The following is a 22,950-nucleotide window of genomic DNA, read 5'->3' as shown; positions in this document are numbered from 1 at the left end:
CTGAGAACGACGGCGGCCGGTGACCTTCCCTAGGAAGGTCACCGGCCGCCGTCGAACTTTAAAACGAAGTTAGATCCACATAGCAGGGTCAATGTACTCGGCAGGATCTACAGCCGGGGCCATTTCCTTGCGGGCGTCGCGATGCCGAATGGTGGCAGGGATGCCGGTCAAGATTGAAGCGGCTGGCGCGTCCTTGACCACGACGGAGTTGGCGCCCACGGCAGAGTCGTCGCCGATGTTGATAGGGCCCAAGACCTTGGCACCGGCACCAATGGTGACCCGGTTGCCGATAGTGGGGTGGCGCTTGGTTTTCTCCAAGGAGCGCCCGCCCAAGGTGACACCGTGGTAGATCATGACGTCGTCGCCAATTTCACTGGTTTCACCGATGACCACACCCATGCCGTGGTCGATAAAGAACCGCCGGCCGATCGTGGCGCCGGGATGGATCTCAATACCGGTGAGGGAGCGGGTGATCTGCGAGAGGAGCCGTGCGGGGAAACGCAGGGCAGGAACGGCCCACATTTTGTGTGTCAGCCGATGCACCCAGATGGCGTGCAGGCCGGAATAGACAAACAAGTTCTCCATGGAGCCTCGGGCCGCCGGGTCATGTGACCGGGCCGATTCGAGGTCTTCACGCATTCTGCCGAAAAATCCCACAGACTTCTTTCAGTTTATCGCCGTCACCATGTGAGGGCGGAGCTTGCATGTATTTGGGGCCACAGACCAGAAGACCCGCATTACCGACATAGCGTCAGTAATGCGGGAAAAATTCCGGCTAACCACAATGTGGACACTTGGGTCCACAATTTGGGCCTACAGCCCGAGGGCCTACAACCCGGGCCCAATGTTCCGGCGCGCCAGCGGCAGAACAAAAGAACATCGGGAGACGTTAGGAGGCTAGCCCCGGATGTCGTCGTAGAGCACCGTGGAAATGTAGCGTTCGCCGAAGTCGGGGACCACGGCGACAATGAGCTTACCGGCGTTTTCTTCACGCTTGGCGAGCTCGATGGCAGCCCATACTGCGGCACCGGCGGAGATGCCGCCGAGGATGCCTTCCTGATTGCCCAGTGCGCGGGAGAAAGCCACGGAATCTTCCAGTGTGGCGTCCAAAACCTCGTCGTAGATGTCCTGGTCCAGGATTTCGGGGATGAAGTTGGCGCCCAAGCCCTGGATCTTGTGCGGGCCGGGTGCGCCACCGTTGAGGATTGCTGAATCGATGGGCTCAACAGCCACAACCTTCAGGCCCGGCTTGCGGGACTTCAGGTACTGGCCTGCGCCGGTGATGGTGCCGCCGGTGCCGATGCCGGCAACGAGGATGTCTACGGCGCCGTCGGTGTCTTCCCAAATTTCCACACCGGTGGTGGTGCGGTGGATGTCAGAGTTGGCCTGGTTGGCGAACTGCTGGGCCCAGATGGCGTTCTCGGTGGTGGCGACGATTTCCTTCGCCTTTTCCACAGCGCCGCGCATGCCCTCAGAACCCGGTGTCAGGACGATCTCGGCCCCGTAGGCGCGCAGCATGACGCGACGCTCAGTGGACATGGTCTCCGGCATGGTCAAAATGACCTTGTAGCCGCGTGCGGCGCCGACCATCGCCAAGGCGATTCCGGTGTTGCCGGAGGTGCCTTCAACAATGGTTCCGCCGGGCGTGAGTTCGCCGGAGGCTTCGGCGGCGTCGACAATGGCGACACCGATCCGGTCCTTGACGCTGTTGGCCGGGTTGTAGAATTCCAGCTTCACAGCGACCGTGGCGGCAAGGCCCTCGGTCAGGCGGTTCAGGCGCACCAACGGTGTGCCGCCAACCAGCTGGGTGACATTGTCATAAATACGTGCCATGTGTGGTCCTTAATCAATCTGTGAAGCGGGGGAGTGCGTGAGTTCGATGCAAGAAACTCGACGCTGTGCTTAGTCGTCAGCGTATCGAGTACCTTAGTTTGGTTCTAGGCGGTGAGCCACTTCGCGTAATGTTTTCTAACTTTCGCAATTTTTGGGTTGATAATGACCTGGCAATATCCAACCTCGGGCCGCTGAGCGTAAAAGTCCTGGTGATAGTGCTCGGCCTCATAGATCACACCGAGTCGGCTGACTTCGGTGACGATCGGGTCCGAGAACAGCGGCTGGTTACGTTCAATCGCAGCCCGGAACTCCGCCTCCTCGGTCTCATCGCGGTAGTACATGACCGAGCGGTACTGAGTGCCGACGTCGTATCCCTGGCGGTTCAAGGTGGTGGGGTCATGCTGGATAAAGAACATGTCCAAAATGACGTCCGCCGGGATGATGGTCTCGTCAAAAGTGACGGAGACAATCTCGGCGTGGCCGGTCATTCCTGTGCAAATTTGTTCATAACTCGGGTTGGGAATGGCGCCGCCGGTATAGCCGGACACCACAGATTCCACGCCGCGGGTCATCTGATATACGGCATCGAGGCACCAAAAGCAGCCGCCGCCTAATACAAAAGTCTTCATGGTTATTTATAAGTCATTAATGGCTCTCAAGATTCCCGGGCGGCGCTGATGTGTGCTGCAGCTCCTGCCCGCCAGTAAGGTAGAAGTATGAGCAAGGAACCAACTTTTCCCACGTCCGACGCCGGAAGTGCTGCAGGTGCCCACCTCGCCGACACTCCGGAACAGTCGGTAGTTGGCGCAGACGCCGCTTTTTCAGGCGCGGAATCCGCTGGTGAAGCTGGCTTCGCTGATCAAGCTGGCGACGGCACTGACATGGACGGCACTTCCATCATCGGTGACGATGAGGGTGGCACGGACGTACTGGAATCGGAAGAAGACGTAACGGACGATTCTTTCGTCACTGAACGCGTCACTGAACGCGTCACTGTGTCCGAGCCTGGAGTAGAGGCGGATTCGGAACTCAACGCTGAGCCTGTGAATCCTTTACAAACCCCTGTCCTTTCCGATGTGCTCCTGGCGGCAGAAGAACTGTGGCCGGAATCGCTCGCCGAGGATTGGGACCGTGTGGGCTTGGTGGTGGGGCGCCTCGAAGCCAGAGTAGACCGGATCATGTTTGCTGTGGACCCCACACATGAGGTCATTGAAGAAGCTCTGGAATGGGGAGCTCAACTCCTCATCACCCACCACCCGTTATTGCTCAAGGGTGTTAATTCAGTGGCCGCCACCACCGGGAAGGGTCGGGCCATCCACAGCCTGATTGAAGGTGGCTGCGCCCTGTTGACGGTGCACACCAACGGCGACAGTGCCGTGGGCGGTGTCTCTGATGTCCTGGCCGACATCCTGAAACTCGACGAGGTCCTGCCGCTCATGCCGGCACCCAATGGATTGGCTGAAGAGGGGATTGGTCGGGTGGGGTTCCTGCCCACTCCGGAAAAGCTCGGTGACCTTGCCGCTAAGGTGTTCCTGACCCTGCCCGCCGTGGCCGGGGGAGTGCGCGTGTCAGGGGACAAAGACGCACTCGTTCGCAAGGTTGCTGTTTGCGGCGGCGCCGGGGACAGCCTCTTTGATGCGGTGCGAGCCAGTGATGCGGATGTGTTTGTCACCGCAGACCTGCGCCACCACCCAGCTTCTGAAGCCCGCGAGGCACGGCTTGATGGACGTCCATACCTGATTGATCTTTCACACTTTGCCAGCGAATGGTTGTGGCTACCTAACGCCATGGTGGCTCTTGGCAATGTACTCGGTGACCAGGGGTTTGCCGCGGAACTAGCACTAAGCCAGACCAACACGGACCCCTGGGACTTTATTCTGACTCCCGGGAACTAGGCTCTTACCAAGAACAATCACAGCACTTGATGCAGCAGGAGGAGTTACATGGCTAAGGCAGCACCGGCCGAACAAATGCGTTTGCTGGAGGTCCAGGTATTGGATGGCAAATTGCGGGCACTAGATGTCCAGGCGAAGGCTTTGAAGGAAGACCCCAGACTTCCGGACCTGCACGCGGGCGTCACCGTGGCCAAGAGCGATCTGGTGGTCTTAGACACGGCTGTCAGTGACTGCCAGCGGGCCCTGACCAAGTCTGAAGATGATGTGGCCGCCGTGGTGGCCCGGATTGAGCGCGACGAAGCCAAGTTGAACAGTGGCACCGGCCTGTCCAAGGACCTCATGGCGTTGCAAAGTGAAGTCGAGTCGCTGACACGGCGTCGCAGTGAGCTTGAGGATACTGAGCTCGAAGCCATGGAAGCCTTTGAGGAAGCCACCGCTAAGGCTCAGGCCGAGCGGGATCTGGTGACCCAGATGCAGAGCGTCCTCGACGAGGTTCTGGATGAGGTGCGCAGCAAGCTAGGCGGCCTCAAGATGGAACGCGATGCCATCCTGGCAGAACGTGCCGAGCTGGCAGCTACCTTTGACCCGGCGCTCATGGCCATCTACAACCGTTCGCTGGCCAAATACGGTGTGGGCGCAGCGCGTTTGTTCCATGGGAAGTCTGAAGGCTCCGGCATGCACATTAGCGCCGGTGACTTGGCTGAGATCAAGAAGGCCAGCCCCGACACCATCGTGATGTGCCCGGATTCCGGTGCCATCTTGGTCCGCTCGGAGGAATGGAGCTAACTAGCTCCTCAGGTGCGGGCGCTCAGGAGCGAGCGCTGCGACAGCAACTAAAAGCTGCGGCCGGTCCGGCATATGCCAGGACCGGCCGCAGCTTTTCGCGCTACTAGTTCAGAATCAGTCGGTCAGGATGATATTCAAGGTATGGGCCTTGCGCGCCGTCCCTGGAACAAGCTCCACCACCCACTTTTCCGCGGCTGCCTTCGCCAGCTGAGCGGGTGTCTCTGGCGCCTTGCCGCGGCGGGTCAGTAAATGCCGGGCCAGTTCCCCACGAGTATGTTTGGCGAAGTGCGAGACCACTTTACGGACGCCGTCGCGCTCGGTGAAAACGTTAACCGCCACGGTGTGGGCCGGATCCGGAACCCAAGCGGCTGCATACGTGCTGGAGCGGCAATCGACCATCAAATGCCCCTCCGTATGGCCGTTGATGGCCTCGGCGAGTTTCGGCTTCCAATAACTGGCCAGCTTGCCTAGGCCAGGCAGACCTATCGACATGGACAGCCTGTACGCCGGAATTCTGTCGGCAAAGCCCACTGCACCCCACAGCCCCGAGACAACCACGACGGCGGCGTCGGCCTTGCGCTGTTGCGTTGCCGTCATGCTCTGGTAACCCAGGGCATCGAACAGCACGCCCGTGTAGATGCTGTGGGCTGGTGCGGCAGGCTCGTGGGCCAACCGGGTATTTCGGCTGACTTCATGCACCAAGGTGGCACCCACACCAAGCTGTTTCAGTGCGTCGTCTTGACCCGAAACGGTGGCCAAGGCTTCGGCAACTTCCTGTCGGGCGGCGTTGAGCTCAGGAAAACTCAGCTCGGCCAGATCAACGGGAGCGCCGGCGTCGGGCGGGGTCTTACCTTCAGAGGGGGGAAGCAAAATTAGCACCGTTCGAGCTTATCGGTTCGGTGGGCCCGACGTTTCCGCTCCGCCCTTTGCTCGAAAGGTGAGTAGCTGACAATCCGGGACGTCAGCATTGTCAGCCGCTCACCTTTCGCTGGGCGCGCGCGGGGCGGGCGTGGGGCATGCGGGGCGGGGCGCGTGCGGGGCGGGCGGGCGTGGTTCACACCTTGCGCTGGGGAGGAGCGGGCAGCGCCTAGACCGGTCTAGTGAGTGCGCTCACTGAACTCGCCGGTAGTATGTGCCTCCTGAGACACTGGGGGTGGCTTAAACCAAGGGTGTTTTAAGCTAGAAGAGGGTAACTACAGTGGTGCAAGAACTCGTGGCTAACAACTCCGACGCCGTCCTGGATTCCTGGATCGGACGCGAGACCATGGCCGAGGCCATGATTCCGCTCATCGGCAAGCTCTACCGGGAAAACAATGTCCTAACCAACATTCACGGCCGTTCATTGATCAACCAATCGGTGATCAGCCTTTTGAAAGCTCACCGCTTTGCCCGTCAGATTGACGAGGTTGAACTTCCCCTGGAGGAGACCCTGCCACTGCTGCGGGCCCTAGTAACTTTGCAACTGGGCGCCGCTTCACTGGATCTGGCCCGACTCAACGCCTGCTTCAAAGCCTCCGGACAAGCCGATCTCGAAGCCTTCCTGCGTACCGAATTGGCCGACATCGTTGACCGATTCGGCGCCGACGAACGCACCAGCACCGACGTTGTCCTGTACGGCTTTGGCCGCATCGGCCGCCTCCTGGCCCGCATCCTCATTGAACACTCCGGCGGTGGCCACGGCCTGCGACTGCGCGCCATTGTGGTCCGCAACGGCGGCGACATGGACCTGACCAAGCGTGCCAGCCTGCTGCGCCGCGACTCCGTCCACGGCCCGTTCAACGGCACCATCACGGTTGACCACGAGAACAACATCATCCAAGCCAACGGCACCGCCATCCAGGTCATTTACTCGGACAGTCCGGCCACCATTGACTACACCAGCTTCGGCATCAACAACGCCCTGATCGTGGACAACACGGGCCGCTGGCGCGATGAGGAAGGCCTGTCCCAGCATCTTAAGAGCACGGGTGTGGCACGGGTACTGCTCACCGCTCCGGGCAAGGGCACGCTGAAGAACGTGGTGCACGGCATCAACCATGGCACCATCACCGCCGAAGACAAGATCGTCACCGCCGCTTCTTGCACCACCAACGCCATCACCCCGGTGCTGAAGGTTCTCAACGACAAGTACGGCATTGTGCACGGGCATGTGGAGACGGTTCACTCGTTCACCAATGACCAGAACCTGACGGACAACTTCCACAAGGGAGATCGCCGTGGCCGCTCGGCAGCCCTGAACATGGTGCTGACCGAAACCGGCGCCGCCAAGGCAGTAGCCAAGGCCCTGCCCGAACTCGAGGGCAAGCTGACCGGTAACTCCATCCGCGTCCCCACCCCCAACGTCTCCATGGCGATCCTGAACCTGACACTGGAGAACGCCACCACCAAGGACGAGGTCAACACCTACCTGCGCGAGATTTCGCTGCACTCGGGCCTGCGCAAGCAGATCGACTACATCGATTCTCCCGAGGTGGTCTCCAGCGACTTCGTGGGCTCGCGCCGCGCCGGTATTGTCGATGGCCTGGCCACCATCAGCACCAACAAAAACCTGGTCCTCTACGTCTGGTACGACAACGAGTTCGGCTACAGCTGTCAGGTAGTGCGCGTCATGGAGGAAATGGCCGGGGTCCACCCACGCGCATTCCCCACACTTGATGCGTCGGCCGAGCTGGCCACAGCGCAGGCCTAGCCTCGGCACCCAAAGCAGGCTCCGGCGTCGAACCTTAATGTCCGACGCCGGAGCCTTAGCTTTTGTACCGAGCGCCACCTTCGCTCCGCTCGCTCGGGGCCCCTCGCCCTGTACACTTGATAACTGGATAGGGCAGCTAGGCAACCGCGCGTCACGCAAGTGGCTCGAGGAACGTCCGGGCTCCACAGGACAGGGTGGTGGGTAACGCCCACTCGGGGTAACCCGCAGGACAGTGCCGCAGAGAATAGACCGCCCGCACGGCTTCGGCTGGAGCGGGTAAGGGTGAAACGGTGGTGTAAGAGACCACCAGTTCCCTAGGTGACTAGGGAAGCTAGGTAAACCCCACCCGGAGCAAGGCCAGACAGGGCATGACTGAGGGCTGTCCGCCCGAGTGCCTGGGTAGGCTGCTAGAGGGCGTCGGCAACGGCGTTCGTAGATGGATGGTTGCCTCTCCGCCACGGGTAACTGTGACGGATGACAAAACCCGGCGTAACGGCTGCCCTATCCAACACACATCACCTTTATGGAAAATGCCGCAGTTTGACGTTGATGCCAGGGTTTGAGCTATGGCATTTGCGTCAAACGGTGGCATTCTTGGGTCTCGAAGACTTTTGGGTCTCGAACGCCTGTGGATAACCGGGCGCACGTTTGCCCGCCAGTCCCTAGACTTAAGCCCATTGCGATTCACCGTTTCTTAGAACACCCAACAGGTGGATCAGAACCCACGGTGGGTCAGGGGCGGGGTGGTTGATGTCACGGCATGCGCAACAGCTCCCTGTGCGCCCGCTACCCCCAGCGCGTCCGCCCCTCACAGCCGCTGCTGTGCTTTTTGTTCTCGTTGCGGTGATCCTTCTTGGCTGGCTCCATACCTCCGGCCGTTGGCCATTTACGCCCGACGCCGGTCCGCCGCCTGCCGTGGGCATCTCACCTCCGGGTTTGGGACAGCCGGTGGCCGTGGTGGGCCCAGGAACTGCGCTGGCGTTGTTGGAAACGCTTGTGGTGAAGGGTAAGGCGCCCCGTAGTGACTACCAGCGCAGTGCGTTCGGTGAGGCGTGGCTGGATGCCGATGCTAACGGCTGCGACACCCGCAACGACATCTTGCGCAGGGACATGCAGGGCCTCACTTTCACGGACGGTTCCCTGTGCTTGGTAGCTTCCGGAACACTGCAAGAGCCCTACACGGGGCATGGGGTTTCTTTTCAACGTGGCAAGGACAGTAGCGGGGCGGTGCAGATCGACCACGTGGTGGCACTCGGCAACACCTGGCAGACAGGAGCCGCGGCGCTGACGCCCATCCAGCGGCAGAGTCTGGCCAACGATCCGCTAAATTTGCTGGCCGTTGACGGTCAGGCGAATCAAGACAAGTCCGACGGCGACGCCGCGACGTGGCTGCCGCCGTCCAAAAAGTTTCGGTGCCATTATGTGGCCCGCCAGATTTCCGTCAAGGCCGCCTACCGGCTGTGGGTCACCCCTGCCGAGAAGTCCGCCATGGTGCGTGTTTTGGGCCTGTGCCCGAAACAGCAAAGCCTGCCCTCTGGCTACCTCCCGTGAAGGAGGCAGCCAGAAGGCAGACTCAGAGCCGGAGTGATCCGGGGGTTGCTACATCGTGGTGCCGATTTCGCTCAGAGGCAGGTCCGGGTGGTTCTTTTCCACGCGGCGCATGGCCCAAATGTCATTGAACAGAGCCAGGAATTCGCCGTCACTGCGCTCCAGCACCTCAGCGCCATGGACATTGGCCAACACGGCTGTTGCGTCCGGCGTCGTCAATCTCGCGAGCGAATAGCTGAGGCGTTCCAGACGCATGGGGGCGTTGAAGTCGTGGTGCATGCGGTCTTCGACCACTTCGAACTGCATGGGTCCGACGGCGGCCAGCACCGGCGCTTGATCTCCACGCAGATCCGAGCGGAGCACCTGGATGACGCCTTCGTGTTCAAGCTGTTCGATGCCGCGGCGGAACTGCTTGTACTTGCTGGGGTCCTTGGACCGCGCCACCTGGAAGTGCTCGGGTGCGAACAGCGGGATGGCCGGGTATTCCACGGGTTCCTCGACAAACAAGGAATCGCCAACGCGCAGCGCCGAAGCGTTGACGAGGCCCACCACGTCGCCAGGGAAAGCCGTATCGATGACTTCGCGGTCGCGGCCAAAGACCTGCTGCGCATACTTGGTGGCGAAGGACTTGCCGGTGCGGGTCTGGGTGACCACCATGCCGCGCTCAAACATGCCTGAGCACACGCGCACAAAGGCCACGTGGTCGCGGTGGGCCTGGTTCATGCCGGCCTGGACCTTGAACACAAAGCCGGAGAACGGGGCGTCAATGGCGCGGTCGCTGCCATCAACATCGGGTCGGGGTGCGGCCGGCGGCGCGAAGTCCACCAGGGTGTCCAGAATCTGCTTGACACCAAAGTTCAGCGCCGCCGAGGAGAACAGCAGGGGGGTGGCCTTGCCGGCGTAGAACGCTTCCAAATCTAGGGGTTTGTCCTCGTCGATGACCAGGGACGCCTCGTCGATGGAATCGCTCCACGCAACACCTTCAGACGCGGCAGCTTCCTCGGGGGTCATGATTTCGGTCAGGGCGATCTGGGCGCCGGAGCTGTTACGGGCAAACTTCGCGAACTCATTGCGGCGAACATCCCACACGCCACGGAAATCACCGGCGATGCCAATGGCCCACGTCAACGGCATGGGGGTCAGGCCCGTGCGCTCGGTGATCTCATCCATCAGTTCCAACGGGTCAAGTCCCGGGCGGTCCCACTTGTTGATCACGGTGATGATGGGCAGGTTGCGCTGACGGCACACCTCGAACAACTTCATGGTCTGTGTTTCCAGGCCCTTACCAGCATCCACGAGCATGACGGCGCAGTCCACAGCCGCCAGCACGCGGTACGTATCTTCGGAGAAGTCGGCGTGGCCGGGGGTGTCGAGCAAGTTGATGACGGTGTCGCGGTAGGAGAACTGCAGCGCAGCCGAGCTGATCGAGATGCCGCGGTCCTTTTCCATCTGCTGCCAGTCAGAAACCGTGTCCTTACGGTTGGACTTGCCGTTCGTGGCACCGGCCGTACCGATCACTTTGGCGTGCAGCGCCAGCGCTTCGGTCAGCGTGGACTTACCGGCATCGGGGTGGGAGATGACGGCGAACGTTCGCCGGCGCTCGGCCTGGCCGGAAATTTCGGTGGCACGGGCGGGGGACTGGGCCGGAGAGGACACAAGACTACTTTCTAGCGGTGAAGAATTTGTTCAAGCAAGATAAAAGGTAAAGAGGGCGCAACGATCTAGTTTACCGCAGCCCGCGGCTCCCTTTGGTGGCACGCACGACGGCGGCATCCCTGACGTGGGTGCGCGGGCTCGGCGAGGGCTAGGCACAGCTCAGGCGATGCTCAAGTGCGAGCTAAACAGGGAGGGTGAGGCTGCCAAAGCCCAGCTGCCAAGCACCTCCGCCATCGATGCGGTTAAGGACAATCTGTTGCAACGCCGTCGTCCGGGGGAGGGAAGTGAGGTTCTCCATGCTGCGGGTGCGGAAGGTGAAGTACACGGCGTCGGTGGGCTCGGTGCGCGGTTCGCCATAGGGAGTGAAGAGGGCAGCAAAGGTGGCGATGTTGGAGGCAGGGGCCAAGTGGGCTGACAGGTATGGATCCAGTAGCCAGGACTCGCAATTGGCGGTCCGGACGGGTTTTTCGGGGAAGTGTTTGGCAAAGAAAGGGGCCGCTAGTGTCAAGCTGTGGGCCACCGCGTCTGCTGGCAGGCCGCCGTCCTCGGGAATGTGAATGCCTAGAATCCACTCGTCGGAGCCAACGCCGGGGATCTGTGCTGCGGGCTGGTGGATGAGATATTGCAGACGGCCCAGCTGGTAGATGCGGCCGGAGAAAACATGGTTGAGCCACTTGTAGGTGTCCATGCCGAAGCGTTGGTGGACGCGGCGGTTGATGGCCATGTTGCGGCCGAAGTCAGCCAGCGTTTCCCGGGAGGTGGTCTCGGGAATACCGCGTTCGGTATGCCAGGCCACGATTTCGGGCACAAAGTGGAGCATGGCAGTGAGCCAGTCGAGCTCCGTGATGGGTGCCTCGGGGCTGCTCAACTCAGGAAGTGAGTCATCGGAGCTGCCCAGGCGCGCTGCCAAATGAGCCAGCACGGCTTCCACCGCCGGCGTCACTGGATTCTGCAGCAGCGCCAAAGCCTCGGCCCGATCCTCCGGAGCAATGTTCAGGTACTCAAGTGTTTGGTCTGGGCTCATGGCAGTGCGCAAGGTCATAAGCCCAGCTTAGCGACCATAGTGGGGACCCGGCCGGCCTTGCTGGATCCGCCTAGTTTGCTCCTGCGCGTGGTTAAACCTTAACGGCGCGCCACTCCAGGAGTGGCGCGCCGTTAAGACGTAACCGAACGCAGCTTCAGACTGCAGGGTTCAGCACAGCACAGATCAGGACTGCTTGGCAGCCTTGGGCTTCTTATCGAACAGGGTTTCAGCCTGCTCCAGCGACATTCCGTTGGTCTCCGGGATCTTGAACATCACGAAGAAGAACGACGCCACGGCGAACAGGGCGTACATGCCATAGGTGAGCGGCAAGGACGCGGCGGCCATGGACGGGAACGTCAAGGTGATGGCGAAGTTGGCAATCCACTGGGCGGCAGCAGCCAAACCGAGAGCGCGGGCGCGGATCCGAGAGGGGAAGATTTCGCCCAACAAGACCCAAACCAGCGGTCCCCAGGAAGCGCCAAAGCTGACAACGAACACGTTGGCTGCAACTAGGGCAACGGGGCCCCAGGCGCCGGAGAGTGAGACATCAGAGCCGGTACCGGTGGCAGTGGAGAAGGCCAACGCCATGGTGCCCAGAGACAGTGCCATACCCACTGAACCGACCAGCAGGATGGGCCGCCGGCCAACTTTATCCACCAGGGCAATGGCAACCAAGGTGACCAGGATGTTCACAATGGCAGTCACCACGGAAATGGTCAGCGAGTCCTTCTCCTGGAAGCCCACGGCCTTCCACAAGGTGGTGGAGTAGTAGAAGATCACGTTGATGCCCACGAACTGCTGCAACATGGACAAGATGATGCCGATCCAGACCACGGGCATCAGGCCAAAGCGCTTGCCGCGCAGCGTACCTTGGCGTGCGGCCATTTTATCGGCGTGGACAGCGTCCAGGATTTCCCGGATGCTGATTTCAGCGTCCTCGTTCGGTGCGATGGTCTTGAAGACCTTGGCGGCTTCTTCTTCCTTACCGTGGAGGACCAGGAAGCGTGGTGATTCCGGCAGGACCATGGCAATGACGAAATAGACCACGGCCGGCACGGCGGCGGCAAGGAACATCCAGCGCCAAGCCGGCAAACCAAACCACAGCTCCTGAGCAGCGCCGCCGGCAGCATTGGCGAACAATGCATCGGAGAGCAATGCTGCAAAGATACCCATCGTGATGGCTAGCTGTTGCAGCGATGCCAAACGGCCGCGGTGCTTGGCTGGGGAAATTTCAGAAATGTAGGCCGGCGCAATCACGGAGGCCAAGCCAATGCCCAAGCCGCCGACGAAGCGCCAGAAGACCAGGTCGTAGACGCTGAAGGCAAAGCCAGTGCCCAAGGCGCTGACCAAGAACAGGATGCCGCCAATCTTCATGGCGGGAATGCGGCCCTTGGCATCGGCGATGCGGCCGGCGAGGTAGGCGCCTACGGCACAACCCAAAAGTGCGACGGCGACAGCGAACCCGGTGAGGGCATCGCCAAGAATGAAGTGATCTTGCATGGCGTCAACGGCTCCGTTGACTACCGATGAATCAAAGCCAAAGAGGAATCCTCCCACCGCACCGGCGATGGCCAGCCCCGCAACTTTTCTAGGTATCCCCGTTGCTGGCTGTTTTTGCATAGTTGTCCCGGACATGGTTCCCCTTTGAAGCCGCCTCGCTCATTAGCGTGGCCCATTTGAAAAAAGTGCTTAGTAATTCCAAATGGTAAAACTACTCCTAGTGGGGCGTTTCTAGCCGTCTTAATCGCTGATTAGAGCCGTGAGATATGACTCATGGGAGCTGTGCCACAGTAAGGGGGCGGCTGCACTGGGGAAGAAAGCGCGTGGATGGGCCCACAATTCCGAGGGGCCCCGGCCGAGGAACGAGGTTGGGGAGGAATTGGGGATTAGTGGCCGAAGGGGTCCGGGTCAACGCCGGGCATCCAGGTTAGCCCCGGAACGCCCCAACCATTGTTCTTGGCGGCACGTTTGGACTTTTTGGAATAGCGGGCGTTGAGCCGGTCCACATAGAGTTTGCCGTCGAGGTGGTCGTATTCGTGCTGCATGCAGCGAGCAAACCAGCCAGTGGCTTCAAAATCGAGGGGGTTGCCGTCTATGTCGAAGCCACGCACTCGAACCCACTCGGCGCGTTTGAGCGGATAGTCGATCCCGGGAACGGAGAGGCAACCTTCCACCTCGTCGTCCACGCTCGGCGGGTTGCCAGAAATCTTGCCCACGGTGAGTGTGGGGTTCACAACCACGCCGCGGGCGGGAACGTCGTCGTCGTTCTCCATTTGGTAGGTAAAGAGGCGCAAACCCACACCAATTTGCGGGGCCGCCAGGCCCACACCATGGGCGGCATCCATGGTCTCGTACATATCGGCGACAAGGGCCTTGAGGTCCTCATCGAAGGCCTGGACCTCATCGGCGCGGCGGTGGAGCACGGGCTCACCCAAAATGGTCACGGGGCGGATGGTCATGACGGATTCCTTTTCAGGCTCGAAAACGTTTTTCAAGTTTTAGCGCACTCAGGCAATGAAAAACACCCCGATCAAATGACCGGGGTGTCTTCGTGATTCTCAGCGAACCACATAAGGGGTGAGATACGGGGGTTGAACCCGCGACCTCCTGGACCACAACCAGGCGCTCTGCCAACTGAGCTAATCCCACCATGTCCGCCGCAGTCTCTTGGAGCATCTTGCGATGTCCGCCTTGCTTGTGGCAACGACAAATAGTCTACCCGAAATAAAAGGGGGTCAAGACCAAAGCGGTCCCTTTTGCAGTATTTGTGATGCAAGTCGCAGCACGGCAGTGGCGGAGGGGCGAAAAGACGCGGAATTTATCCCGAGAATTGTGCCGAAATCTTCTTGGCCGTTTTGGTATCGGGGCCCGGAGCCGGCACGAATACCGCCTCGCGGTAGTACTTGAGCTCGTTGATGCTGTCGATGATGTCCCCCAGTGCCCGGTGGTTTCCGGTTTTAGCGGGCGACTGGAAGTAGGCGCGCGGGAACCAGCGGCGTGAGAGCTCCTTGATGGTGGAGACATCAACCACCCGGTAATGCAGGTGTTCCACCAGTTCGGGCATGTCACGGGCGAGGAACACCTTGTCTGTTCCGATGGAGTTCCCAGCCAAGGGAGCCTTGTTGGCCACGGGGACATGTTCGCGAATGTAGGCCAAAACCTGCGCCTGCGCGTCCTCCATGGTGGTGCCACCGGCCAGTTCGTCGAGCAGTTTTGAGGTGGTGTGCATGTTGCGCACAAAGTCGCCCATCTGCGCCAGAGCCTCGTCACTGGGCTTGATGACCACATCAACGCCCTCGCCCAGAATGTTCAATTCGGAGTCTGTGACAAGTGCCGCAACCTCGATCAGGGCGTCATTGACGGCATCCAAGCCGGTCATCTCACAATCAATCCACACAATGCGTTCATTAGTTATAGCCACCCGTCCAATGTACCGCGAACCCGGCTCCTGCCGCCCCGTGCGCTAAAATTGGGGCTTCGGGGTTGCTGTACCGCCCACATGATATGAAACTACTTTTTGATGGCCGGAGGCGTGGGATGAAGTCGGCACCGTCTGCCGCTGCCCCTGCGGGTACTACCGTTCAAGGGCCTTGGTTCGCGTGGTTGCAGTTACTACAAGGGTTTATTGGCTCCTTGATGATCTTGGCCGGTTCAGTGGGTGTGGGTTGGATTGCCAATGGCTCACCCATGATCCGGAATCAGCTGGTGATAGACATGCGCACGGAAGGCGTAGGGGTCATCACCTCCACCATTCTTTTGACGTTGGGCGCCATTATTCTCCTGCGCTCCTGGCTGCGGCTGGGACAGCGGCTTCGTGCATGGCGCCCTGGGTCGCTGCACACCGTGGTCACGGCAGTGTTGCTCTGGGGTGCTCCGCTGTTCGCCGCCGTGCCCATCTTCTCCCGTGACGTGTACGCCTACACTGGCCAAGGCCGGCTCATGGCAGCGGGCCAGAACCCATACACCACCGGAATCTCGGCACTGAGCAACTGGTTTATGCTCGGCACTGACCCCTCCTGGGCTGAGAATCGGACCCCCTATGGGCCCGTGTTTTTGTGGCTGAGCCGCGGCGTGGTGGCCTTGACCGGTGGGCAGCCGGACACCTCGGTGCTGTTGTTTCGGGCACTTGCGTGTGTGGGTGTGGCGCTGTGTGTCATCTATGTTCCCAAACTGGCCGCCCTGCATGGTGTTGATGGTGCCAGGGCCCTGTGGATCTCTGTGGCGAATCCCTTGTTCCTTATCTCGTTCGTGGCCAGCGCCCACAATGACGCGTTAATGGTGGGTCTGGCCGTGGCCGGCACCTACTTTGCGGCAACACGGCGGGGTGTGCTGGGTGTGTTGTTGGTGACGCTGTCCATTGCGATCAAGCCCATTACGATTGTGCTGCTGCCGTTCATCGGCCTGCTGTGGGCTGGGCACAAGGCCGGCTGGGGGAGGCGCTTCCTGTTCTGGGCAGGGACAGGAACTCTGAGCCTGCTTATTCTGTGGCTCCTAGGCCTGCCGGGAAACTTGGGCTTCGGCTGGACCTGGGCTCTGTTGGATTCAACTCCTGGCTACACCGGATACTCACCCTCAGGCTTTGGTGGCCAAATGGTAGGGGCGCTCAGCAACGCGTTGGGACTGGACGGGGTGGCCTTTGAAAATGGGTTCCGGACGCTGCTGACAGTTCTCAGTGTGGGCCTGGCCGTGTGGTTCATGTTCCGAGGGAACCCGCAACATGTGGTGCGTCGAATGGGGTTGGCGTTTGCCGCCGTCGTGCTGTTGGCGCCCATCATCCAGCCCTGGTACATCCTGTGGTTCCTGCCCTTCTTGGCGGTGACGGGCATCCGCAACAACTGGCAGATCAAGATCTGCTACGTAGTGATTGCCTTCTTCGTGGTGTTTGGGGCACAAGACCAGTTGTTTGTGTGGGGCTTTGTGGAGCTGCCGGTGGGCACAGCATCGCTGTCCATGGCAGTGGCCTTGGCCGGTGTGCTCTACCTGCTGGTGGTGGATGTGTATACGCGCAAGCTGCTGTTTAGCCGTGAGGCTGCCCTCAGCACTGAGAGTGTTGAGGGCACTGCGAACTAAGCCGGCGCTAGTTGACGGCTGGCTTTGCGGGGACAGCTGCGGGCCGTGTCGCGGTGCGGCCCAGTTCCACGGTGCGGCGTACAGCCCAGACCAGCAGTGTCACCAGCAGCACGTTGCGGCTGGTGAGAACGGCCGCCATGATCGGGTTCGCGTGGATCAGCGGGGTATAGAACAACGGGTAAATGATGAAGGTCGTGAAAGCGATGCCCATCAGGAGTGTGGCGGGAATTTTCCACCGATCCCAGTGGTGCACCAGACCGGCGACTACCACTGGCAGCAGCCAGATGATGAACTGCGGGGAACCGACTTTGTTGAAGACAATGAAAGCTGTGACCATCAGCAACGAGCCTTCAAGGAGCAGCTCTTGGCGTTCGGCGCCGCGGCGCAGAGCCCACACCATCAGTAGCGCCCCAGCCAGTGCAGCGACAATGAGCAGCGGCTGCATCAGGAACGCGGCCACTTCGGCGCCCGGACCATAAACCTCGGTGGAGTTGATAGCCACGTTGTCGGCAATTTTGGACCCGCCAATGTTGAACACGCTGAGCCAGACCCACGGCGTAGAGAACGTGGCCTCCAACTGCATGCCACGGTCACCTTGGTTAATGGCAAAGTCCAAGAGGTGCGAGCCCGCGCCGGTCAATACTGCAAAGGCAGCAACGACTGCGCTCACAGCCACACCTGTGAGGAAAATCTGGACTCGTTTGGCGCTGGCAATCAGCAAGGGCGCAATGACTGCCGCCGGCCAGACCTTGATCCAGGTGGCAACTGAGAGCAGCAATGCGGCCACCAGGGGACGTTCCGCCGCGTAGAGCAGCGCAATCAGCACCAACGAGGTGGTGATGCCCTCCACCCGGGCAAAACTGAGAAAGCCCATGAACATGGTGAAGAAGAGCCAAAACCAAGCCGGTGCGATGCCGCTGACAGAGCGTTTGCCGCGGGTTAAGAAAACAAGACCCAGAGCATTGAGGGCAATGATGATCAGCGTCCAGCCCAGCAGATAGAGCGACGGACCAAAGACGTTGGCGGCAAAAATAGGTATTTGAGCCAGCAGGGGGTACACCCAGGGGCTGATCGTATCGCCCAACGAGGAAGGGTTGTAGCCTAACAGCGCCCACTGCCGGTACTGCTCGGTGTCGCTGAATGTGTCCCCGTGGACAAAGAAGCTGAACATCCAGGCCAAGAAAAATGCGTGCACGGCGGCAAATCCCCACCAGACGCTGGCCGGCGTACGGAACCAGGCAATCACCGGCGGTGGCAGGAAGCGGCCACGCACGGCAACCGCCCGTCCTAGGACTCGATCAAACAACGGCGCAGAAATCTTAGTGTTCCTTGTTTATGGGATTGTTAGCGGGATCGTCCGCAGGATCAGTCGCAGCACTCGTGGCCGAAGCCGTACCGGTGGCCGAAGCGGTACCGGTGGCCGAAGTGGTGCCAGTGGCCGAAGAAGTGGCCACAGCGGCGTCAGCTGAGGAAACCACAGCGGCAGGCTCGAGAAGCACGGGGGAGGCTCCGGCGTCGTGCCTGGGAATAGCCAGGGGATTGCGTCCCATGATCACAAGCTGACGCACGCTCCACACAAAGAGGACAACGAGCAACAGGTTCCGCAAGGTCAGCACACCGGCCATGATGGGGTTGTTGTGCGCAAGGGCGTTGTAGAAGAGCGGGTAGACCACAAAGGTCAGCATGGCCACGGCAATGAGCATGGCGGCCGGGACCCGCCAAGCCTTCCACTGATGGGTCAGGCCGACGGCGACAGCGGGGGCCAGCCACACCATGAACTGGGGTGAGCCCACCTTGTTGAACACAATGAAGGCGGTGACGAGGGCGAGTGAACCGAAGAGGAGTAGGGCGGTGCGGTCGGCGCCACCATTGCGCTTTCCGGTGTGCAGTGCCCAGAAGATGAGGGCCGCGACCAGCAGTGCTGCGACGATCAGCAGCGGCTGCATGAGGAAGCTCATGACATCGGATCCGGGGCCATCGACTTGCATGGAGTTGATGTCCTGGTTCATGTACATGCGCGCCCCGCCTATGCCGAGCACGCTCATCCAGAGCCACGGGGTAGTGAAGGCGGCTTCGAGTTGCATGCCGCGGTCGCCCTGTTCGAGCAGGAAGTTCAACAGCAGCGGAAGTGCGTTCATGGCCATGGCCAGCGCCACCACAAATGCGGTGACCAACATGCCAGCCAGCACCACTTGGATGCGTTGTTTCACAACCGTGAAAAGCGCCAAGATGATGGCGGCCGGCCACACCTTGGTCCAGGTGGCCACACTGAGGATGAACGAGGTCAGGAACGGGCTGGCGACGCCGAAGCACAAGGCAATGAGCACCACCGGAGCCGTGAGTCCGTCAACGCGGGCAAAGCCGAGCCAAGCCATCAGTGTGGTGAAGGAGATCCACCAAAGCGCTGCCGGAATGGCCTTGTGGTTGCGGCCCCAGCTGGTGAGTTTGCCCACGGCCAAGGCGTTCAGGCCGGCGATCATCAGAACCCAAATAAACAGGAACGGACCGAGACCGAAGATGTAGGCCACGGCCATGGGCACCAAGGCCAGAATCGGGTAGACCCAGGGGCTGGGACCATCCACGCGGGAGCCATCAAAGTCCACATAAGCCCACAGGCGGTAGAAGCTGGTGTCGCTAAACGCTTCCCCATGGAGGGACAAAAGGCCCGCCAAGGTGAGGAAGACCAAGTGGATGGCAGCAAAGAAAGTCCACATGCCACGAGGGGTCTTGAGCCAAGACTGGGCCCGTGGGGGCAGCACAGCATCCCGGCATTGGGTGAGGGTGGCAAAGAATTTGTCCGTGGACATGGTCCGGTCCTTCTCAAGTGTGGGGGCGCCTGGGCCGGGCCCGGGGCGGTGCAGATGCTGCGTGTTGCATGGCGTCTTTCCAGCGGTCTGCCCTGCTGGAGTGGGTAGAATGCCAAGAACGGTGTCCGCGGCTGCTTATATATTAGCGCAGGCGCCTTGTGTTGCCCGGGTGTTGCCCTTGTGTTGCTCGGGTCTCGCCCGGTGTTGCCCGGGTCGGTCCGCTTCGCCGCAGGCCAGCCATTGCCGCCATGATCGGCGGAACAAGTTCAGGAGTTAGTTGTTGACCAGCACGCGCAGTGTCCATCCGGAGGTGAACGCCAAGGTGTCTAAAAGGCTGCCGTTCCGCCTAGGAACAGCTGATTCGGCCGTGTGGCAGGGTTTTGCCGGTTCCCTGATGCTGCTGTTGGGCTCACTGGGAGTGGGCTGGTTGGCCAGCAGTTCGGTGCTGATCCGGAACCCGTTGTTCATTCTGGCCCGGACCACGCCTGTGGCCGTTGTCACCACCACCGTGCTGTTGTGTTTAGGTGCAGCGCTGATGCTGAGAGCCTGGTTGCGGCTGCGCCAGCACTTGGCCGGCTGGGATGCGAGCAGTGCTCCTGTCCTGAAGAAGGCACTGATCTTGTGGGTGGCGCCGATGATGCTGGCACTGCCCCTCTTCAGCCGGGATTCTTATGCCTATATTGGCCAGGGCCGACTCATGCAAGAGGGGCTGAACCCGTACACCGACGGGATTTCTGCCCTCAATAACTACTTTTTGCTGGGCCCGGACACGCTCTGGACCGAGGCGCCCACACCGTACGGCCCGCTGTGGCTGTGGCTGGAACACTTCGCGGTCATTTTGCCTGCCAACAGCCCCGAAATTGCGTTGATCCCGTTCCGGATCGCCTGCCTGGCCGGTGTGATCTTGCTGGCCTTCTACGTGCCAAAACTGGCCGCCCGCCACGGCTTCAACCCGCACCGCGCCTTGTGGCTGGTGGTCTTAAACCCAGTGGTGCTGATCAACTTCATTGCCAGCGTCCACAACGATTCACTCATGCTCGGACTGGTCGTGGCGGGCCTTTACTACGCCTCCGCGAAGCGCCCTGTGCTGGGCATTTTGCTGGTCACCGCATCCATCGCTATCAAGCCGATCACGTTGATTGCGCTGCCGTTTGTTGGCTTGCTCTGGGCTGGTTCGCAGGCCGGCTGGGTGCGAAAATTTGCTCTATGGGCGGCCACCTTGGGCATCTCGACGGCCGTGATGGCGATCATGGGAGCCATCAACGGATTGGGCTTTGGCTGGTTGGCTGCCCTGCAGACGCCCGGCACAGTATGGATTTGGTACGCACCTGTGGGGCTTTTCTCCAACGCCGTGGGTTTCGTGGTCACGCTCCTAGGAGGAGCCGGGGCTGTGGTGACCGACGTCATTCAGAACATTGGACAGGTGGCCTCGATTCTGATCGTCATGGCCTTAGCCTTCCTACCGGTCAGGGCGCGGATACGACCCCTTTCCGGAAAGTACGACGCCGGCACTCCTGTTCTGGACGAAGCGCAGCTTTACAGCCTGGCCGTCATGCGACGAATGGCGTGGGCTTTTGCCGCTGTCGTGCTCATGGCATCCATGATCCAGCCTTGGTACATGCTGTGGCTGCTGGCCTTCTTTGCGGTGACCGGGATTGAAGAAGGCTGGCAGACACGTACGGTGCTGTACTTGACGGCCTTCTTCACCGTGATCGCTTTGACCGACCAGCTGAGCGTCTTTCCCTGGATTCCGGTGGTGATGGTGCGGGCTGTGGCCATTGCGGTGGGCCTCGCCGGGGTGCTGTACATCATGTATGGCGACAAGAAGACACGGGTGTTGTTTATCCGCCAGCGTGAGCATCAAGATGCCAAGGGTGCTGCGCCACTGAGGTCCTAGGTCTTTAACTGGATATTGCCATAGGGATCTAACGGCTCAAAGCTGCTTGAGCGCCTCGCGGCGGGACAGCGGGCTGAGCTGCTCTTCATGAACGGCTACATAGTGGCGCACCCAGACCGGATCGGTCCGTGCGTGCTGACGCAGTGCCCAGCCAATAGCCTTGCGGATGAAGAACTCGCGGTCTGCAAGATTGGGAGCGATCACCTCACTCAGCAGTTGAGTATCGGTAGATGATTTTGCCGCCAGCTGGGAAATGATGGCGGCCCTGCGGAACCAGAAATTGGGATGCGTACTCCATTCCCGAAGCACCTCTTCCATCGCTGTCCGGTCCCGTTGTAATAGTTCGCATAGGCGAGGCACCACAGAATCCACATAGTCCCACCACTGGCCCGTCCTGATCACGACGGCGTAAAACGGCAGGAGCGTTGGTTCGCCTCGGCCCAGCTTGGAATCGGTGAGCATGATAGCGGCATAGCGTTCCTCGCGGTAGCTAGCCTCATCCCAAAGGTGGCTGACGGTGGCGAGGAGCTCGGCCACGCTGCTGAAAGGGTGTTCCTTGGCGAGCGCCCGCACCGTTTTGCGCACGGCGGGGGAGGGCACGCCCTTGAAGGGCATGGTCGATTTCATATAGCGGGCCATGCCGGCCGCTTTTTCGTGGATGGCCACGGTGTCAAGAGCGGGGCCCAAAGCGTTCAGGAATGCTGCGTTCGGGCTTGCCTGCTCGGGGGAGGAAATAACGGTTGTCATCTCCCCAGCGTAACTGTGACAGGGCTACCCTGAGAGGGTGATGGTGGATCGCGCGAAGATGCCCCAAGGAACACTTGTTGCTGCGCTGCGACATGCCGGTTGTGTCTTTGCCGAGGAGGAAGCGACCATCCTGCTGGAGCAAGCACGCTCTCAGGAGGAACTCGTCGCCATGCTGGCCCGCCGGATAGAAGGACAGCCACTGGAACACATTGTGGGCTGGGCCCAATTCCATGGTCAGCGTATTCAGGTGGGGCCAGGAGTTTTTGTTCCTCGACGGCGGAGTGAGTTTCTGGTGGAGCGAGCGCTCGCCGTACTTTTTGCTGATGATCTTTTTGACGGTGACGGTGACGGTGACGGTGCTCGAGCCGCCGTTGGCGGGCCTGCTGTATCCAGCACCCCAGCATCCACGAGTGAGTCCCACCGGGCAGTGGTCCTTGACTTGTGTTGCGGCAGCGGCGCCATTGGGGCGGCACTGGCTCAAGCGTTGGAACAGCGAAGGAGTGCAGGGCATACAGCCTACTCGGGGAATCTAGGGTGCCATCTGCATGCGGCGGATATTGACCCGGCAGCCGTGGCCTGCGCCTCCGAAAACATTGCCGACGTCCTTGGCGCGGCCTACTGTGGCGACTTGTTCGCAGCGCTCCCGGAATCGCTGCGCGGCAGGATCGATATGATCGTGGCCAACGCGCCCTATGTGCCTTCCGAAGCCATCGAGTTCATGCCTGCCGAGGCCCGAATCTACGAACCGGATGCAGCGCTAAACGGCGGAGTCGACGGGTTAGAGATGCACCGCAGGATCGCGGAGGAAGCACCACAATGGCTTGCTCCAGGTGGCGTGCTGCTTCTGGAAAGCAGCGAGCGGCAGGCAGCTACGACGGCCAGCATTCTTGCATCGCAGGGATTCTCAACCAGTATCGCCAGTAACAAGGGGCTGCAGGGGACAGTGGTTACGGGACGCAGGAAACTCACTCTTTCATAGCGGGCGCTGATGCGGGAAA

The 22,950-nt window shown here is 60.7% G+C and carries 19 protein-coding genes, 1 tRNA gene and 1 other RNA gene; 8 read left to right on the top strand and 13 right to left on the bottom strand.

Going from position 1 to position 22,950, the window contains the following annotated elements:
* Window positions 1-69: 69 nt before the first annotated feature.
* The 3 genes from epsC to msrA form a co-directional block, all read right to left on the bottom strand.
* Complete coding sequence (gene epsC, locus AB0P14_RS08635; protein WP_363840375.1) at window positions 70-657, bottom strand: serine O-acetyltransferase EpsC; 588 nt, start codon at window positions 655-657, stop codon at window positions 70-72.
* Between the two features lie 240 nt (window positions 658-897).
* Window positions 898-1,833 (bottom strand): cysteine synthase A, encoded by a 936-nt coding sequence (gene cysK, locus AB0P14_RS08630; protein WP_363840372.1) that lies wholly within the window; start codon window positions 1,831-1,833, stop codon window positions 898-900.
* Window positions 1,834-1,937: 104 nt separating this feature from the next.
* A complete protein-coding gene (msrA, locus tag AB0P14_RS08625) occupies window positions 1,938-2,462 on the bottom strand; it encodes a peptide-methionine (S)-S-oxide reductase MsrA (protein ID WP_363840369.1) in 525 nt (174 codons plus the stop codon).
* Window positions 2,463-2,876: 414 nt separating this feature from the next.
* Between msrA and AB0P14_RS08620 the strand changes: the two genes are divergently transcribed.
* Together AB0P14_RS08620 and AB0P14_RS08615 are read left to right on the top strand one after the other, a co-directional pair.
* On the top strand, window positions 2,877-3,728 hold the full coding sequence (locus AB0P14_RS08620) for a Nif3-like dinuclear metal center hexameric protein (protein WP_363840482.1): 852 nt from the start codon (window positions 2,877-2,879) through the stop codon (window positions 3,726-3,728).
* A gap of 48 nt (window positions 3,729-3,776) precedes the next feature.
* Entirely contained in the window at window positions 3,777-4,514 is a 738-nt protein-coding gene (locus AB0P14_RS08615) for a DNA-binding protein (protein WP_363840367.1), read from the top strand.
* 114 nt (window positions 4,515-4,628) lie between these two features.
* Here AB0P14_RS08615 and AB0P14_RS08610 read toward each other — a convergent pair whose 3' ends face one another.
* Complete coding sequence (locus AB0P14_RS08610; RefSeq protein WP_363840364.1) at window positions 4,629-5,393, bottom strand: peroxide stress protein YaaA; 765 nt, start codon at window positions 5,391-5,393, stop codon at window positions 4,629-4,631.
* A gap of 334 nt (window positions 5,394-5,727) precedes the next feature.
* On the opposite strand from AB0P14_RS08610, the gene AB0P14_RS08605 reads away from it, so the two are divergent.
* The 3 genes from AB0P14_RS08605 (at window position 5,728) to AB0P14_RS08595 (ending at window position 8,754) form a co-directional block, all read left to right on the top strand.
* Window positions 5,728-7,203: a glyceraldehyde-3-phosphate dehydrogenase gene (locus AB0P14_RS08605; RefSeq protein ID WP_363840361.1), complete on the top strand. Its 1,476-nt coding sequence runs from the start codon at window positions 5,728-5,730 to the stop codon at window positions 7,201-7,203.
* 128 nt (window positions 7,204-7,331) lie between these two features.
* An RNA gene (rnpB, locus tag AB0P14_RS08600) (RNase P RNA component class A) lies at window positions 7,332-7,711 on the top strand.
* Between the two features lie 314 nt (window positions 7,712-8,025).
* Complete coding sequence (locus AB0P14_RS08595) at window positions 8,026-8,754, top strand: HNH endonuclease family protein (protein ID WP_363840358.1); 729 nt, start codon at window positions 8,026-8,028, stop codon at window positions 8,752-8,754.
* Window positions 8,755-8,802: 48 nt separating this feature from the next.
* On the opposite strand, the gene AB0P14_RS08590 is transcribed toward AB0P14_RS08595, so the two are convergent.
* The 6 genes from AB0P14_RS08590 to orn form a co-directional block, all read right to left on the bottom strand.
* Entirely contained in the window at window positions 8,803-10,407 is a 1,605-nt protein-coding gene (locus tag AB0P14_RS08590; protein WP_363840355.1) for a peptide chain release factor 3, read from the bottom strand.
* Between the two features lie 181 nt (window positions 10,408-10,588).
* Window positions 10,589-11,449, bottom strand: coding sequence for an acyltransferase domain-containing protein (locus AB0P14_RS08585; protein WP_363840352.1), 861 nt, complete (start codon window positions 11,447-11,449; stop codon window positions 10,589-10,591).
* 165 nt (window positions 11,450-11,614) lie between these two features.
* Window positions 11,615-13,066 (bottom strand): sugar porter family MFS transporter, encoded by a 1,452-nt coding sequence (locus tag AB0P14_RS08580; protein WP_363840349.1) that lies wholly within the window; start codon window positions 13,064-13,066, stop codon window positions 11,615-11,617.
* Between the two features lie 251 nt (window positions 13,067-13,317).
* Window positions 13,318-13,890 carry a peptide deformylase gene (def, locus tag AB0P14_RS08575; RefSeq protein WP_363840346.1) on the bottom strand — a complete coding sequence of 191 codons (573 nt, stop codon included), beginning with the start codon at window positions 13,888-13,890 and terminating at the stop codon, window positions 13,318-13,320.
* A 117-nt stretch (window positions 13,891-14,007) separates the two neighbouring features.
* Window positions 14,008-14,080: transfer RNA gene (locus AB0P14_RS08570), tRNA-His, on the bottom strand.
* A 169-nt stretch (window positions 14,081-14,249) separates the two neighbouring features.
* Complete coding sequence (gene orn, locus AB0P14_RS08565; RefSeq protein ID WP_363840343.1) at window positions 14,250-14,852, bottom strand: oligoribonuclease; 603 nt, start codon at window positions 14,850-14,852, stop codon at window positions 14,250-14,252.
* Window positions 14,853-14,968: 116 nt separating this feature from the next.
* On the opposite strand from orn, the gene mptB (AB0P14_RS08560) reads away from it, so the two are divergent.
* Window positions 14,969-16,501, top strand: coding sequence for a polyprenol phosphomannose-dependent alpha 1,6 mannosyltransferase MptB (gene mptB / locus AB0P14_RS08560; protein WP_363840340.1), 1,533 nt, complete (start codon window positions 14,969-14,971; stop codon window positions 16,499-16,501).
* A gap of 7 nt (window positions 16,502-16,508) precedes the next feature.
* Here the strand turns inward: mptB (AB0P14_RS08560) and AB0P14_RS08555 are convergent, their stop codons facing one another.
* Complete coding sequence (locus tag AB0P14_RS08555; RefSeq protein WP_363840479.1) at window positions 16,509-17,747, bottom strand: hypothetical protein; 1,239 nt, start codon at window positions 17,745-17,747, stop codon at window positions 16,509-16,511.
* Between the two features lie 73 nt (window positions 17,748-17,820).
* Entirely contained in the window at window positions 17,821-19,308 is a 1,488-nt protein-coding gene (locus AB0P14_RS08550) for a glycosyltransferase 87 family protein (protein ID WP_363840337.1), read from the bottom strand.
* Window positions 19,309-19,588: 280 nt separating this feature from the next.
* Between AB0P14_RS08550 and mptB (AB0P14_RS08545) the strand changes: the two genes are divergently transcribed.
* A complete protein-coding gene (gene mptB, locus AB0P14_RS08545; RefSeq protein WP_363840334.1) occupies window positions 19,589-21,205 on the top strand; it encodes a polyprenol phosphomannose-dependent alpha 1,6 mannosyltransferase MptB in 1,617 nt (538 codons plus the stop codon).
* Window positions 21,206-21,241: 36 nt separating this feature from the next.
* Here the strand turns inward: mptB (AB0P14_RS08545) and AB0P14_RS08540 are convergent, their stop codons facing one another.
* Window positions 21,242-21,952, bottom strand: coding sequence for a DNA alkylation repair protein (locus AB0P14_RS08540; RefSeq protein WP_363840331.1), 711 nt, complete (start codon window positions 21,950-21,952; stop codon window positions 21,242-21,244).
* A gap of 40 nt (window positions 21,953-21,992) precedes the next feature.
* Here AB0P14_RS08540 and AB0P14_RS08535 point away from each other — a divergent pair, with 40 nt between their 5' ends.
* The gene (locus AB0P14_RS08535; RefSeq protein ID WP_363840476.1) at window positions 21,993-22,931 is read left to right on the top strand and encodes a methyltransferase domain-containing protein; all 939 of its coding nucleotides are present in this window, start codon (window positions 21,993-21,995) and stop codon (window positions 22,929-22,931) included.
* Window positions 22,932-22,950: the final 19 nt, after the last annotated feature.

The organism is Specibacter sp. NPDC078709, assembly GCF_040686795.1.
Classification (GTDB): domain Bacteria; phylum Actinomycetota; class Actinomycetes; order Actinomycetales; family Micrococcaceae; genus Specibacter.
This window is presented reverse-complemented; position numbering and strand designations above follow the sequence as displayed.